Below are 13,052 nucleotides of genomic sequence, written 5' to 3'. Positions count from 1 at the left end.
GCGGACAGCCGGGGCGCGCCAAGGACCGCCCGGATCGGCCGCGGGACGCCCCCGCGGCGCTCAGCCGATCGGGGGCCTGGCGAGGAAGCCCTGGAGCTGGCCGGTCACCTCCTCCGGTGCCTCCAGGGTCGGGATGTGGGCGGCGCCCGGGATCTCCGCGAAGGCGCATCCCATGACTTCAGCCATCGCCCGTCCCTCGGCCACGGGGCGGGAGAGGTCGTGCTGGCCGGTCATCACGAGGGTCGGCACCCGGATCGTCCTGAGGTCCTGCAGCGCATCGCGCCGTCCGAAGATCATCCGGCCGAGCGGGACAATGGTGTCCACCAGCCTGTCGGGCGCCACGCCGGCCAGCGCGCTCTGGAAGAGGCCGACGATCTCTGGACGGTTCTCGATGGTCGCGGGGGCCAGGAACATCGGCAGGATGGCCTGCCCGATGGCCTCCGGGATGGCGCCCGCGGCCTCCACGGCCGAAAGCATCCCGAAATACCTCGCCCGCGTCTCCGGGGGCTCCTCGCCCAGGAAGGTGTCCATCAGGACCAGCGCCCTCACCCGCTCGGGGACCGCCAGCGCCATCTCGGCCGCCCACATGCCGCCGACGGACAGCCCCACCAGCGCGAAGCGCTCCACCCCGAGCTTGTCGAGAAGCGCCAGATGGTGGCGCGCGACGTCCTGCAGGCCGGTCGTGCCCTCCGGCAGCCGGCCGCTCCGCCCATGGCCCCAGAGCTCGGGCACGATGACCCGGTGCGTCCGGGAAAGCGCCTCGACCTGCGGCAGCCACATCCGGGAATCCCAGAGATAGCTGTGGCCGAGCACCACGGGCTCGCCGGAGCCGATGTCGAGATAGCTCATCTCGGACCCTGCGACTTCGGTCGTGAGGGTCGTTGGGGCTGCAGTGGTCATGCCTGCCTTGCTCCAGTGTCGTTCTCGTCGTCCCGCCACCCGCGGGTGGCGAGACCGGCGTTATCGCCTCCGCGTGTTACGCGACGATTTCAGGATCGCGGAGGACGGCGGCATCCTCAGTGGATCTCGACGGCAACGGCCATCATGTAGCCGACGCCGCGCTCGGTCCGGATGATCCTGGGCTCGCACGGGTCGGCCTCGAGCTTCCGGCGCAGGCGCAGGATCAGCACGTCGATGCTGCGGTCGTAGACCTCGTCCGGGTGCACGCGGCTGGCGGCGATCAGCTGCTCGCGCGTCAGCACCCGCTGGGGGGCGCGCAGGAGCGCGACCAGCAGGTTGAACTCCGCGGCCGTGAGCTTGATGACCTGCTGGTCGGGCGCGACGAGGGTGCGGGCATGGCTGTCCAGCTCCCATCCCGCGAACCGGTAGCGCAGGCGCCTCTCCCGCGCGCGGGACGACCGCTCCGCCGCCTCGACGCGGCGCAGCACCGTGCGGACCCTGGCCAGGAGCTCGCGCAGGCTCAGCGGCTTGGTCATGTAGTCGTCGGCCCCGAGCTCGAGCCCCAGGACCCTGTCCGCCTCGCAGACCCGCCGCCCGGTGATGATGATGACCGGGGCGCTGGAGCGTGCGACGACACTGCGCATCAGGTCGAGCCCGTCCTCGCGCCCGAGCTGGAGGTCCAGCACCACCAGGTCGACGGGCTTCGCCTCCAGGATCCGGGCCATGGCGGTGCCGTCGGCGGCGGAGCTGACCTCGAAGCTGTGGCTGGAGAGGAAATCGGCGATCAGATCCCGCATCGCGTGATCGTCGTCGACGACAAGGACATGCTTCTGGTTCATGCGTTCACTCGGGGATCGCTCATGGCCGGCCCTGGTCGGGGCCGTCATGGCTGGGTACGAGGGTGCCCCGGCACGGCGCAGGGGACGGGCGGCGGCAATGCGCATCACCCCGCCCGCCGGCCGCCCCGCGGGCCGCCGCGGCGATCGGTTCAGAAGCCGTGCTCCGCCCGGATGGCGCGGGCCGCCTTCTCTCCAATTACGACGCAGGGGGCCATGGTGTTACCCGTGGCGATCCGCGGCATCACCGAACCGTCGGCGATGCGGAGCCGATCGATGCCGTAGACCCGGAGCTTGCCGTCGACGACGGACATCTCGTCGCGTCCCATCCTGGCCGTGCCGGTCGGGTGCCAGTAGGTCACCGCGGCGTCGCGAACGAACTGCTCCATCTCGGCCGGGCCGAGCTCGCCTGGCAGCGATTCCCGCACGACCAGCGGGTCGAAGGCGCGGGTGCTGCCGAGCCTGCGGCAGAGATCGACGGCTGCGATGGCCGCGCGCACGTCCTCGGGGTCCGAAAGGGCGCTGTGCTCGATCCGGGGCGCAGCCAGGGGGTCGGCGCTTCTGAGCCTCACGCGGCCGCGGCTCTTCGGCTGCGCGAGTCCCGCGAACATGGTCCAGCCATGCGCCGGCACGCCCCGGAGCGCCGTCTCGGGGCTCGGCACCGGGAACTCGACCTGGCAGAAGAGCAGGTCGGGGCTCGGCAGCGAGGGATCCGTCTTCCAGTACAGCGTCGCCGCGCTGCCGGTGTTCCGCGGCGCGATGGGCTCGCGGTACTCCCAGATGCAGCAGAAGGCGACGTGGTCCTGCAGGTTCGCGCCCACACCGGGCAGGGGCAGGATCGCGGGGATTTCATGCTGGCGGAGCTCCCCCTCGTCGCCGATGCCGGACCGCATCAGCAGCGCGGGCGTCTGGATCGCCCCCAGGGAGAGCACGACCTCCCTGTCGGCTGCGAACCGCAGCCTGCGCCCTTCGCGCACCGCCTCGACGCCGACGGCCTTTCCGCGCTCCACGATGACGCGGGTCACCTGCGTGCCGGTCAGCAGCGTGATGTTGGGCTGGTCGAGGACCGGGTAGGTGAAGGCCCGGAAGATCGAATTGCGCCTGCCGTTGCGGATCAGGACATCCTCGAAGGCGCAGCCACCGTCGCCTTCCATCATCTCACCGTTCGCGCTCGCAAAGGTCGGAATCCCGATCTCCCGCGCCGCATCGACCATCGCCACTGCTGCGGGCCCGGGATCGGGCACCGGCTGCACGTAGAGGGGCCCGCCCGTGCCGCGGCGGCGGGGATCGGGCCGGCCCTGCCAGTCCTCGATGTCGCGATAGATCCCCAGGACCGAGTCATAGCCCCAGGATTCGTCGCCGGTTTCCTTGGCGAAATGGTCCCAGTCGCTGCGGTGCCCGCGCGCCCAGACCATCACGTTGATGCTCGACCCGCCGCCCACGACCTTGCCCGCGTTCAGGGGGAGGGCACGGCCGTTCAGGTGGGGGTTGGGCTCGGTCACGTAGCCCCAGTCGTTGGCGCTGCCCAGGTTGGCGGCCCAGGCCATGGGGTCCATGACGGTCGGCATGTCGTCGCTGCCGCCGGCCTCGATCAGCAGGACCCGGACCGAGGGGTTCTCCGCCAAGCGGCGCGCGACCACCGAGCCCGAGCTGCCGGCCCCGCAGACGATGAAGTCGTAGCTGCCGTGGAGATCCGCGGTCAGCCGGCGCTGGTTGGCGGCGACCCGATCCGCGAACTCAGGACGGTCGAAGGGAAGAATGTCGCTCATGGGATGCTCCTGAAAAAATTGTGGGCGCCTGGGCTGCGCTCCCGGCGATGTCGGACTGAGTTATCAAATTTATCAGATCCATCAAAAAAATCATTTTGCGCCCCTTGTCAAGTGGGCAAACTGGGACGAACTTCATCGGCGCGGTGGGCGGCATGGCGGCCTGGACGAGGATGCGATGTACGGTTCGGACAAGGAGATCCTGACGACGACGGATGCGGCCAGGATCCTGGGTGTCTCGGTGCGGACGGCTCAGCTTCTGATCGAGAGCGGCTCCGTCCCGTCGTGGAAGACGCCGGGCGGTCATCGCCGGGTGTACCGCCGGGACGTCCTGGCGCTGGTGCCGGGTGCGGATGGGGAGACGGAGTCCGCCCCGGAACGGGTCGCGCCGGCTTTCGCCTCGGCACGGGTCGTCCTGATCGCCCGGCCGGAACGCATCGCCGATTATGAAAGAGCGCTGGTCAAGGCGGGCTGTGGCGCCCTCGATAGCTATTCGGACACCCATGCGGCGCTGCTCGCGATCGGCTACCGGCTGCCGGCCGTCGTGGTGATCGAGGCCGAGCAGCCGGACAGCGGCCGGCAGGCGATCCTGGACAGCCTGCGGTCCAACCCGGCGCTCGGCCACACCCGCGTGCTGGTCGTCGGCCGCGCGGCCGCCCGGAACGGCACAGGCGGTCATGATACGGGGTCCACGCGGTTCATCGATGGGCTGCCCACCCTGCCCGAGGCGCTGGAAGCCACCCTTCGCGGCACCGGCGGGCCAATCGTTCCATTCGAGGGGACGCCGCCCTTTCCCGTTCCCGGGAACGAGGGCCAGCGGCTTCTCGCGGTCGAGCGCCTGGGGCTCGTCGACACGCCGCCCGAGGACTGCTTCGACCGCCTGACCTGGCTGGCGACGCGCACCCTCGATGTGCCTGTCGCCCTGCTCACACTGCTCACCCCGACGCGGCAGTGGTTCAAGTCGCGCCAGGGGCTCGACATGATCGAGACGCCGCGAAGCTGGGCCTTCTGCAATCACACGATCCTGCAGGAGGGGGTCTTCGTCGCCGAAGACCTCACGGCGGACGAGCGCTTCGCGGACAATCCCGCCGTCATAGGCGGGCCGGGCTTCCGGTTCTATGCCGGGTGCCCGGTGATCGATGCCGACGGCTTCGCCGTCGCCTCGCTCTGCGTGATCGACGTACGGCCGCGCAGCTTCGACGAGACGCAGAAGCAGATCCTTGCGAATCTCGCGGCCCTGACCGCGGACGAGATCAAGCTGCGCGCCGCCGACCGGCAGCTGCGATGGGCTCTCGAGGCGCTCGACCACAAGGGCCGTTAGCCCTCCGGGCCCGCGGCGTCAGGGGAACATCGCCGCGAGCCCGCCGTGATGCCCTGCGCCCTCCACGCGGAGCAGCGTGAGCTCCACCGTCGGCGGGAATCCGCGCTCGCGGCGCCAGGTCCGCATGAGCGTCTCCGCGCGCCCGACGCTGGCAAGCCTGACGGCGATGATCGTCCTGCCGCCCGCATCGCCGTCCGGCCCGCGGCCGACGAAGCCGAGCGTGCCGGCGCCCTCGGTCTCCAGCAGGGTCACGCAGTCGAGGATCATCTTCTGGATCCCCGCCTCGGCGGCGGGAACCCCGCAAAGAATGACGGCTTCCATCGCATCACCCGTTCCGGAAGGTGTAGCCGTAGCCGTTCAACGCGGGCGCGCCGCCGAGATGGGCGTAGAGAACCCGGGAGCCGGCAGGAAAGTAGCCCTTTTGCACGAGGTCGATCAGGCCCTGCATGGATTTCCCCTCGTAGACCGGGTCCGTGATCATTCCTTCAAGGCGCGCGCACAGGCGGATCGCGTTCTTCGTTTCCTCCGAAGGCACGCCGTAGACGGGGTAGGCGTAGTCTTCGAGAAGGACCACGTCCTCCTCCGACAGGTCTCGCCCGAGATTGACCAGGGCGGCCGTGCTGCACGCGATCTCCAGGACCTGGGCCCTGGTCCGCGCCGGCGTGGCGGACGCGTCGATCCCGATCACCCGGCGCTGGCGTCCGTCGGCGGCGAAGCCGACGGTCATCCCCGCATGGGTCGACCCCGTGACGGTGCAGACGACGATGTAGTCGAAGGCGAAGCCGAGATCGCGCTCCTGGGCGCGGACCTCCTCCGCGAAGCCGACATAGCCGAGGCCGCCGTATTTGTGCACCGAGGCCCCGGCCGGGATGGCATAGGGCCGGCCGCCCGTGGCCCTGACCTCGTCGATGGCATTCTGCCAGCTCCCGCGGATGCCGATGTCGAAGCCCTCCTCGACAAGCCTGACATCGGCACCCATGATGCGGCTGAGCATGATGTTGCCGACCCGGTCGTAGACGGCGTCCTCGTGCGGCACCCAGGCCTCCTGCACGAGCCGGCATTTCATGCCGATCTTCGCTGCGACCGCCGCCACCATCCGCGTGTGGTTGGACTGCACGCCGCCGATCGAGACCAGCGTGTCGGCCCCCAAGGCGATGGCATCGGGAATGATGTATTCGAGCTTGCGCAGCTTGTTGCCGCCATAGGCAAGTCCCGAATTGCAGTCCTCCCGCTTCGCGTATACTTCTACGCTGCCGCCGAGATATGCGGAAAGCCGCCCGAGCCTTTCGATGGGCGTGGGCCCGAACGTGAGGGGATAGCGTTCGAAGCTTTCCAGCATCCTTCCATCTCCTTGGCAGCGAGGTGATGGGGAAAGACTAGCTCCTGCCCTGGGAAAGGTGCTCTCTGATTGCGCTGCATATTTGAGCAGTCATCTGAGAGAATGACCTGACGACTGCCCATGGCTTCCGTCAGGGCTGACCTTTTCGGAAGGAGCTTCCATGGACGATGGGCTGGACCGCATCGATCTGAAAATGCTGCGCCTGCTCCAGCAGGACGGGCGCCTGACAAACGCCGAGCTCGCGCAGCGCGTCAGCGTCAGTGCCGCCACGGGCCACAGGCGCCTGCAGCGGCTGTTCCGCGACGGCTTCGTCGCTGGCGTGCGGGCGATCATCGCGCCGCAAAAGGTCGAGCGGGGCACGCTGGTGATGGTCGGAATCGTCCTCGACCGGTCGACGCCCGAGAGCTTCGGCGCCTTCGAAGCGGCCGTCGCGAAGCTTGCCTTCGTCCTGGACTGCCACCTGGTGGCAGGGGACTTCGACTACTTCCTGAAGATCCGGGTCGCGGGCATCGCCGACTTCAACCGCCTCCACGGCGAAAAGCTGATCGCCCTTCCCGGCGTGCGGCAGACACGCTCCTTCTTCGTGATGAAGGAGGTCGTCGACAACGCGCCGCTGGACTTCTAGGCGCCCTGGCCACCGCGAGCCCTGCCGGACCGGCCTCTCTCCGGCGCGCCGGGCTCTGTTCGAGATGTAGCCGGGTTCACGCCCGCTGAAATCGTCGCGCAACCTGCGCCCGAGATCCTCGCAGCCTCGGCTCGCGGGACCCGATGGTCCCGCCGCACGCACCGGGGCGTCGGGGCACCCGCCGTCCCTCGGGGCCTCCCTTTGGGGCCCTGGCGCGCGCGCCGGCATCAACCGGCTCCACTGCAGCGCAGGGCGAAAATGAGATCCTTGCCGTCGCGACAGACATCGGATCCCCATGACACCACCGGGCGCCGGCCCGGCGCGCATGGGACCGTCACCCATGGCATAGGGGCCATCGGGACGGGAGCCGTCGGGACCGGAGCCATCGGGACAGGAGTCATCGAGACGGAGGCCGGGCTCCCCGGCCGGCTCGCGGCCCTGACCCGGATCCCGTCGGCGCTGATCCGCGCAATGCGGATCCGCCGCACGGTGCCGGCGGCGGAGGTGCCGCCGTTCCCGATCTGGCCGTACTGACGCGGACCGGACGGGCCCGGCCCGCCCCGACCTGGCGCCGCGAACCGAAGCCGCGGCCATCGCCGCAACACGGCAAGCAGCCTGAGCGGACTGCCGGCGTGACCGCGCGGCGCCCGATACGCAACGCCACAGCAATCCTCGAAAGGTGTCCATCATGAAGACCATCGCCTATGCCCTTGCCCTATCCGCCGTGCTGGCGACGGGCGCCGCCCTCGCCGGGGAGGGATCTCCGAACCCGCTGTTCCCCGGCAGCGCGGCCGAGATGCCGCGGCACCCCGGGCACGCGGCTTCCGGAAACGCGGAAATGGGGCATGCCGCCGCCAGGCCGTTCGGGACCGGCGCCCTGTCGGCAGCGCCGGAGCCGGGGTCGGGACCGACGCGCCTCGATCCCCGAACGGCCACAGATGCGCCCGCGGCGGCACAGCATCGGCCGGATTTCGACCAGTCGGTGGGCGGGCCCTACTCGCGCATGTGAGGTCCGCCGAGGGCTGGCGTGAGAGCGCCAGCCCTCGCTCTTCGGCTCAGTCGCGCCCCAGAGCCTTGAGATAGGCGCAGAACATGTCAGCCATGGCGTCAGCATAGGCATCGATCTCCGCCGCGGTCCGGGGAGACTCCGAGAAACTCTTCGCCACCCGGCTCATGGTCGTCATGATCAGGTCCACCGCCAGTTCGCGGGTCTCCTGCGCGGATCCGGGCAGAGCCTCATGGATGAAAAGGCGAAGGATGCGGTAGCCCGCGGCTTGTGCCTCCCGCGTCTCGGGCGCGTCCCGATAGAGCGGGGCGGTGTCGTTGAGCGCCACGCGCATCTCGGCCTCCTCGCACTCGGAGCGGACGAAGGCATGGACCAGAGCACGCAGCCTTTCCAGGGGCGGCCTGCCGGCATCCTCGAGAATGGTGCGTAGAAGGACGGCCATCCGCTGCCATTCATCGCTTTGGAGGCGGAAGAGGATCGCGGCCTTGTTCGGGAAGTACTGATAGAGCGACCCGATGCTGACGCCGGCCTTCTCGGCGACCCGCGCCGTGGTGAAGCGCTGCGCGCCTTCCTTCGCGAGAACCTGAACGGCAGCCTCAAGGATCGCGGCGACGAGCTCGGTCGAGCGGGCCTGCTGCGGCTGCTTCTTCAAGGATATCCGGACGCTTCGCCCCTTGGTCACAGCGCCTCGCGCAAACGCGAACGGGCAACGTGAACGATTAGTCGCATTTTAAGCCTCATGCAACGACCCGATTTTTGCGGGACCGAATGTTCGGAGGTGCCGCAACCTCGTTCATAGACGACAGGGACCCGCGGGCTGCATTGCGCACACGCTCGATGGCGCGCTCCGGATCCGGCCGCCGGCTGCCAGCACAGCCGCGCCGCCCGCGAAAGCTAAACCCCCGAAACCGCCCCCCGAAACCTGAACAGTGGCTGGAAAACGACCGGCCCCGCCCGGCCCCCGGGCGCCTCGCCCCGAACTCCTTTAGCGAGGAGAATCAACAACTTGTGCGGGAGGCCTCGGAGCTGCGGGCCAACGCGATTAGCGAACGCGAATGAATAGTCGTATCCAAGACAGGGGCGAGGACGCATTCACCAACGCATTGGAGCGACATATGAGCACGCTGACGACCGGGCCGCTTGCGCCCCTGCTGGACCGGTTGCTCGGGCAGACCGATGTGGATCCCGACCCCGCCATGGCTTTGAAGTCGGGCGGGAACGGAGCACGCCTGTTGCAGAGCAAGACCGGATACTGCGACCTTTACGGGCGCCTGAAGGACCACTGGCTTGCCGTCTCGCGGGAGACCGGCATGCTGGTTTACATGCTGGCGCGGACCACAAGGGCGCGGTCGATCGTGGAGTTCGGGACCTCGTTCGGCATCTCGACCCTGCATCTCGCCGCGGCGCTGCGCGACAATGGCGGGGGCCACCTCATCACCACCGAGTTCGAGCCCTCGAAGGCGGCGCGGGCGCGCGAGAATATCGCGGCGGGCGGTCTCGCCGACCTGGTCGAGATCCGCGAGGGCGATGCCCTCAAGACGCTTCGCGCCGACCTGCCCGAGACGATCGATCTGCTCCTGCTCGACGGAACCAAGGCGCTCTATCTCGAGATCCTGAGCTTGGTGGAAAGCCGCCTCAGGCCGGGCGCGATCATCGTCGCGGACGACGCCAATTTCTGCCCCGAGTATCTCGAGCGCGTGCGCTCGCCGATGGCGGGATATCTGTCGATCCCCTTCACCGACGACGTCGAGCTGACCGTGCGCATCGGCTGAAGCCGGGAACGGCGCCTGCGCCCTCGCCGGCGGCCCGAGGGTGGATGCTCGCGATCCCCGACAAAGGCCGCTGCATCCCGCCCTCGGATAGACCGGCGGGATGCAGCGCTGCCCATCCGCCTCAGGCGATCGGACTGTAGTCGGCTTGGGAAACAGGGAGCGTCAACAGAGCGGCCATATGCTCCGGGAGCTCCGAGATGCTCAGCAGGACGTCACCGCGATCACCGCCATTGTCCGCCAGGGCCTCGCTCCAACGGGCGAGATCCGATGCCTCCGGCGGCGCATCGAACGTGTTCTCCAGCACGGTGGACAGGAAATCGGCATCGTCCAGCCCTGCCCACAGGCCCGCAAAGCGGTCGGCCAAGCCGTCCAGCCCGCCCTCCGGGAGCTGCGCCACCAGGTTGCGCACCGTGTTCACTGCCGGGATGCTGCCGAAGACGCTGTCGAACAGGCTGGTGACCGCGATGCGGTCGGCACCGCCATCCTGCTGGTCTGGGGGCAGCGGCAGACCCAAGGCATCGGCGACGTGCTGCCCGACGCTCGAATTCGCCTGCACGCCGGCGAACAGCTCGGCACCCGGGCCGATGGCGTAGATCGGAACGTCGACGCCGGTGTGGCCGGTGGTGGTGAACGCCACGCCGCCCTTTGCGCTCAGCAGCTCCGCTAGGCCAAGCGCGACATCCTCGCTGCCCTGCAGGGCCGCGATCTCCTCGTCGCTCAGCGTCAGCGCGGTATGCTCGGCGACGGTAGCGCGGATGGAGTCGGCGTCGGCGGGATCGAACCGCTCCGCCATCTCGGCCGCCGCCGTTGCGGTGAAGTCGCGGAACACCGCGGGCGTCGCCCCTGGGCCCGGCTGCACCGACATCCCGCCGGTGTCATGATCGGCGACCATGACGACCAGCGTGTCCGGGTTTTCTTTCTGGAAATCCAGCACCTTCTGCATGCTGGCCTCGAAGGACGCCATGGCGTGCATCGCCGTGGCGGCGTCATGGGCATGGCCGAAGGTGTCGGTGTTCTCCTCCTCGAGGAACAGCACGAAGCCGTCCTCGTCCCTGGACAGCGTGTCGAGCGCGACCTCGGTCATCTGCGCCAGGGACGGCTGCCCGGCCGGACGCTCGCCGATGGGGTCGAGATACTCCTCGTCGCTGAACAGGCCGAGGACCCGGCCGCCATCGAAGTCGGCCAGGTCTCGGGCGCTGTCGACATAGGCCATGCCCTGCCGTTCGGCGAGGCCGATCAGATCGGTGCCGTCGGGCTGAACTCCGCCTTCCCCTTCGTCGGTGAACTGAGCGCGGCCGGCTCCGAGGATCACGTCGAGCTCGTTGTCGCCGACGTACTGCTGGGCTATGTCGGCCTGATCGCCGCGCTGCGGATTGCTGGCGGCGAACGCCGCGGGCGAGGCGTCGGTGATGGCCGCGGTGGAGACGATCCCGGTCGCCTTGCCGGCATCGGAGGCGAGGTCCATGACCGAGGTCAGCTCGTTCCCGAAGAAGTCGACGCCGACCGAGCCGTTGCGGGTTCCGACACCGGTGGCATAGGCGGTGGCGCCGGCCGCCGAGTCAGTCACGGGGTTGTTGAACGATCCCGTCTGCACCATCCCCTTCAGCAGGGGTTCCCAGACCGGGGCACCGGCCCCTTCCTTGAAATAGTGGTAGTTCGCCATGTAGGACGCAGAAGCGCCGTCTGGCAGCATGAAGATGACGTTCTTCGCCGAGACGGGGGTCTGTACGTCGGCCATGAGCTCACTCCTTCCGGGCGACAGCGTGCTGCTGACGCGCGGGAAGCTATGGGCACCATGCGGCAGTCCCGTGATGCCTAGGTTAAATAAATATTGTAGCCTGTTTCACGTTATTGGATTATTGTTCTCCAGTTTACGGCAATAAATCTCCAGAAATAGTTCACTGCGAACCTCAACACTCGGATGTTGATCGGCGCGCTCCATCAGGCACCGTCTTTCATTCCAACGCACGAGGCGTGGGAGCGGCTGTGCGTCCCGGCTTCTACCGTCCGGGCATCTCGCCCGTGGCGGACCGATCGCCCATCATCCGCGCCGTGACAGCCGCACTGGCCGGAGGCCGCCCATGCCGAACCTGCCCCCGACACATGAAGCCGTCAGGCTGACCTTCCTGGAGGCCGTGACCCGCGGCGCAGACCGCGAGGACGCGCTCGGCGGCGCGGTCTCGCAGTTCCGGCGCCTCCATCCCGACATTCCCGATGGCGAAGCCCGCCTCGCGGTCTCCGCGCTGGTCGCCCAGCCGGTCCGGTCCGAGGCGGCGCCCGGAGGCTGAGGCCATGGCGCCCGACACCGCCGAAACGGCCAAGCGGATCCTGGACGCTTACCGGCACGGCCTCGACGGCTGCGATGATCCCGACCTGGCCTTCTCCCGGGCGCTGGCGACCTACCAGCGCATGCATCCGGGGGCGTCCTGCCTGGAGGCCATGGGCCGCGTGCGCGCGACCCTCAGCAACGCGGCCTACAGCAACAGGCCCCGCAAGGCCGGCCCGTCCGCCCGCACGGCCCGCCCGGAAGGGCGTGGTCCGGAAAGACCGCCGCTGCTGTGGCGCTGACGCGGTGCTGGCGTGGTGCCGGCTAGCGGCGCGGCTCCGCGCCCATGAGGCCGGCCAGCAGTTCCTCCGCCCGGCGAAGGGTCTCGGCATCGCCTGTGAACAGCGTCTCCTGCACGGCCGCGCCGCGAGGCCCGCGGAACCGCACATGGCAGTGGTGGTCCGCCAGGGTCGGCGTCCCGTCTATGGCGCAGCGTATGGTGACCTGCCCTTCCTTCCGCTTCCAGGACGGGCATTCTGCGCAGGTAGGACGGCTGCGGGGCATGACGTTCCGGCTCGAGGGGGGGCCGCGGCGCGGCTGGGGATCGGCAAGCTAGCGCCCGATCCTTACCGCAAGCTTGATGAAAGCGCGAGCCGATGGCTGCGCCCTTCTCCCGAGGGGCATGCCGCGCGCCGGGCCGGGCTAGGCCGGGCGACGCGCGGCGCCTCACTTGGCGGCGCGCCGGCGCCCGCCCGCGGCGCCGCGCTGTCCGCCCGAGCGCGGCCGGCGGCCGAGCCCGCTGGACTTGGCCAGGGCCGACCGGCTCTCCGAGTAGTTCGGCGCCGTCATGGGATAGTTGGGCGGCAGGTTCCACTTCGCACGGTAGGTCTGCGGATCAAGGTCGTGCTCCGCCGCGAGGTGCCGGCGCAGCATCTTCTGTCGCTTGCCGCATTCCAGGCAGGCGATGCTGTCGGGCTGGACCGAGCGCTTGATGGGCACAGCGGGTTCCTGCACCGTCTCGACCGTCTCGGTCCGGCCCAGGCTCCTGAGGGAATCGAACACGGTGCCAATCACGCCCGGCAGCTCCTCGACCGGGAGGGGGTTTCCGCGCAGATAGGCGGCCGTGATCTCCGCCGTGATGGCGACAAGATCGTGCCGGGTCTCAGAAGTATCGTCGATGGTCATCGGACGAACGTCTCCAACTGGCTGTTCCCTGCGAAG

Annotated in this window: 16 protein-coding genes; 7 read left to right on the top strand and 9 right to left on the bottom strand. The window is 69.1% G+C overall.

What is annotated here, in order from left to right:
- Nucleotides 1-60 precede the first annotated feature (60 nt).
- From JUB13_RS16680 to JUB13_RS16670, 3 genes are all read right to left on the bottom strand, one after another.
- The gene (locus JUB13_RS16680; protein ID WP_207480934.1) at nt 61-900 is read right to left on the bottom strand and encodes an alpha/beta fold hydrolase; all 840 of its coding nucleotides are present in this window, start codon (nt 898-900) and stop codon (nt 61-63) included.
- Between the two features lie 116 nt (nt 901-1,016).
- Nucleotides 1,017-1,739, bottom strand: a complete 723-nt coding sequence (locus JUB13_RS16675; RefSeq protein ID WP_207480932.1) for a response regulator — start codon at nt 1,737-1,739, stop codon at nt 1,017-1,019.
- Nucleotides 1,740-1,888: 149 nt separating this feature from the next.
- The gene (locus JUB13_RS16670) at nt 1,889-3,505 is read right to left on the bottom strand and encodes a GMC family oxidoreductase (RefSeq protein ID WP_207480930.1); all 1,617 of its coding nucleotides are present in this window, start codon (nt 3,503-3,505) and stop codon (nt 1,889-1,891) included.
- A gap of 175 nt (nt 3,506-3,680) precedes the next feature.
- Between JUB13_RS16670 and JUB13_RS16665 the strand changes: the two genes are divergently transcribed.
- Nucleotides 3,681-4,823: a GAF domain-containing protein gene (locus tag JUB13_RS16665; RefSeq protein WP_207480928.1), complete on the top strand. Its 1,143-nt coding sequence runs from the start codon at nt 3,681-3,683 to the stop codon at nt 4,821-4,823.
- 18 nt (nt 4,824-4,841) lie between these two features.
- Here the strand turns inward: JUB13_RS16665 and JUB13_RS16660 are convergent, their stop codons facing one another.
- Nucleotides 4,842-5,144 carry a hypothetical protein gene (locus tag JUB13_RS16660; protein WP_207480926.1) on the bottom strand — a complete coding sequence of 101 codons (303 nt, stop codon included), beginning with the start codon at nt 5,142-5,144 and terminating at the stop codon, nt 4,842-4,844.
- Nucleotides 5,145-5,148: 4 nt separating this feature from the next.
- Nucleotides 5,149-6,162, bottom strand: coding sequence for a 1-aminocyclopropane-1-carboxylate deaminase (locus JUB13_RS16655; protein ID WP_207480925.1), 1,014 nt, complete (start codon nt 6,160-6,162; stop codon nt 5,149-5,151).
- A gap of 160 nt (nt 6,163-6,322) precedes the next feature.
- On the opposite strand from JUB13_RS16655, the gene JUB13_RS16650 reads away from it, so the two are divergent.
- From JUB13_RS16650 to JUB13_RS16640, 3 genes are all read left to right on the top strand, one after another.
- Nucleotides 6,323-6,787, top strand: coding sequence for an Lrp/AsnC family transcriptional regulator (locus tag JUB13_RS16650; protein ID WP_207480923.1), 465 nt, complete (start codon nt 6,323-6,325; stop codon nt 6,785-6,787).
- 258 nt (nt 6,788-7,045) lie between these two features.
- Nucleotides 7,046-7,321: a hypothetical protein gene (locus JUB13_RS16645; protein ID WP_207480921.1), complete on the top strand. Its 276-nt coding sequence runs from the start codon at nt 7,046-7,048 to the stop codon at nt 7,319-7,321.
- Nucleotides 7,322-7,475: 154 nt separating this feature from the next.
- On the top strand, nt 7,476-7,796 hold the full coding sequence (locus tag JUB13_RS16640) for a hypothetical protein (protein WP_207480919.1): 321 nt from the start codon (nt 7,476-7,478) through the stop codon (nt 7,794-7,796).
- A 46-nt stretch (nt 7,797-7,842) separates the two neighbouring features.
- Here JUB13_RS16640 and JUB13_RS16635 read toward each other — a convergent pair whose 3' ends face one another.
- Nucleotides 7,843-8,445, bottom strand: a complete 603-nt coding sequence (locus JUB13_RS16635) for a TetR family transcriptional regulator (RefSeq protein ID WP_211115575.1) — start codon at nt 8,443-8,445, stop codon at nt 7,843-7,845.
- A gap of 463 nt (nt 8,446-8,908) precedes the next feature.
- Between JUB13_RS16635 and JUB13_RS16630 the strand changes: the two genes are divergently transcribed.
- Entirely contained in the window at nt 8,909-9,565 is a 657-nt protein-coding gene (locus JUB13_RS16630; protein ID WP_207480915.1) for an O-methyltransferase, read from the top strand.
- Between the two features lie 121 nt (nt 9,566-9,686).
- On the opposite strand, the gene JUB13_RS16625 is transcribed toward JUB13_RS16630, so the two are convergent.
- A complete protein-coding gene (locus JUB13_RS16625; RefSeq protein WP_207480912.1) occupies nt 9,687-11,303 on the bottom strand; it encodes an alkaline phosphatase in 1,617 nt (538 codons plus the stop codon).
- Nucleotides 11,304-11,646: 343 nt separating this feature from the next.
- Between JUB13_RS16625 and JUB13_RS16620 the strand changes: the two genes are divergently transcribed.
- Nucleotides 11,647-11,853: a hypothetical protein gene (locus tag JUB13_RS16620; RefSeq protein ID WP_207480910.1), complete on the top strand. Its 207-nt coding sequence runs from the start codon at nt 11,647-11,649 to the stop codon at nt 11,851-11,853.
- A 4-nt stretch (nt 11,854-11,857) separates the two neighbouring features.
- Nucleotides 11,858-12,133, top strand: coding sequence for a hypothetical protein (locus JUB13_RS16615; RefSeq protein WP_207480908.1), 276 nt, complete (start codon nt 11,858-11,860; stop codon nt 12,131-12,133).
- Between the two features lie 22 nt (nt 12,134-12,155).
- Here the strand turns inward: JUB13_RS16615 and JUB13_RS16610 are convergent, their stop codons facing one another.
- Together JUB13_RS16610 and JUB13_RS16605 are read right to left on the bottom strand one after the other, a co-directional pair.
- Nucleotides 12,156-12,395, bottom strand: coding sequence for a hypothetical protein (locus JUB13_RS16610; protein WP_207480906.1), 240 nt, complete (start codon nt 12,393-12,395; stop codon nt 12,156-12,158).
- A gap of 162 nt (nt 12,396-12,557) precedes the next feature.
- Nucleotides 12,558-13,016, bottom strand: coding sequence for a MucR family transcriptional regulator (locus tag JUB13_RS16605; RefSeq protein ID WP_207480904.1), 459 nt, complete (start codon nt 13,014-13,016; stop codon nt 12,558-12,560).
- Between the last annotated feature and the right edge of the window lie 36 nt (nt 13,017-13,052).

The organism is Arenibaculum pallidiluteum, from assembly GCF_017355985.1.
GTDB lineage: Bacteria > Pseudomonadota > Alphaproteobacteria > Azospirillales > Azospirillaceae > Arenibaculum > Arenibaculum pallidiluteum.
This window is presented reverse-complemented; position numbering and strand designations above follow the sequence as displayed.

Bases quoted from the DNA above. Each gene is read 5' to 3' on its own strand.
- JUB13_RS16610 (WP_207480906.1), bottom strand. From the start codon at position 12,395: ATGCCCCGCAGCCGTCCTACCTGCGCAGAATGCCCGTCCTGGAAGCGG.
- JUB13_RS16665 (WP_207480928.1), top strand. From the start codon at position 3,681: ATGTACGGTTCGGACAAGGAGATCCTGACGACGACGGATGCGGCCAGG.
- JUB13_RS16645 (WP_207480921.1), top strand. From the start codon at position 7,046: ATGAGATCCTTGCCGTCGCGACAGACATCGGATCCCCATGACACCACC.
- JUB13_RS16650 (WP_207480923.1), top strand. From the start codon at position 6,323: ATGGACGATGGGCTGGACCGCATCGATCTGAAAATGCTGCGCCTGCTC.
- JUB13_RS16605 (WP_207480904.1), bottom strand. From the start codon at position 13,016: ATGACCATCGACGATACTTCTGAGACCCGGCACGATCTTGTCGCCATC.
- JUB13_RS16625 (WP_207480912.1), bottom strand. From the start codon at position 11,303: ATGGCCGACGTACAGACCCCCGTCTCGGCGAAGAACGTCATCTTCATG.
- JUB13_RS16680 (WP_207480934.1), bottom strand. From the start codon at position 900: ATGACCACTGCAGCCCCAACGACCCTCACGACCGAAGTCGCAGGGTCC.
- JUB13_RS16640 (WP_207480919.1), top strand. From the start codon at position 7,476: ATGAAGACCATCGCCTATGCCCTTGCCCTATCCGCCGTGCTGGCGACG.
- JUB13_RS16670 (WP_207480930.1), bottom strand. From the start codon at position 3,505: ATGAGCGACATTCTTCCCTTCGACCGTCCTGAGTTCGCGGATCGGGTC.
- JUB13_RS16615 (WP_207480908.1), top strand. From the start codon at position 11,858: ATGGCGCCCGACACCGCCGAAACGGCCAAGCGGATCCTGGACGCTTAC.
- JUB13_RS16620 (WP_207480910.1), top strand. From the start codon at position 11,647: ATGCCGAACCTGCCCCCGACACATGAAGCCGTCAGGCTGACCTTCCTG.
- JUB13_RS16675 (WP_207480932.1), bottom strand. From the start codon at position 1,739: ATGAACCAGAAGCATGTCCTTGTCGTCGACGACGATCACGCGATGCGG.
- JUB13_RS16660 (WP_207480926.1), bottom strand. From the start codon at position 5,144: ATGGAAGCCGTCATTCTTTGCGGGGTTCCCGCCGCCGAGGCGGGGATC.
- JUB13_RS16630 (WP_207480915.1), top strand. From the start codon at position 8,909: ATGAGCACGCTGACGACCGGGCCGCTTGCGCCCCTGCTGGACCGGTTG.
- JUB13_RS16655 (WP_207480925.1), bottom strand. From the start codon at position 6,162: ATGCTGGAAAGCTTCGAACGCTATCCCCTCACGTTCGGGCCCACGCCC.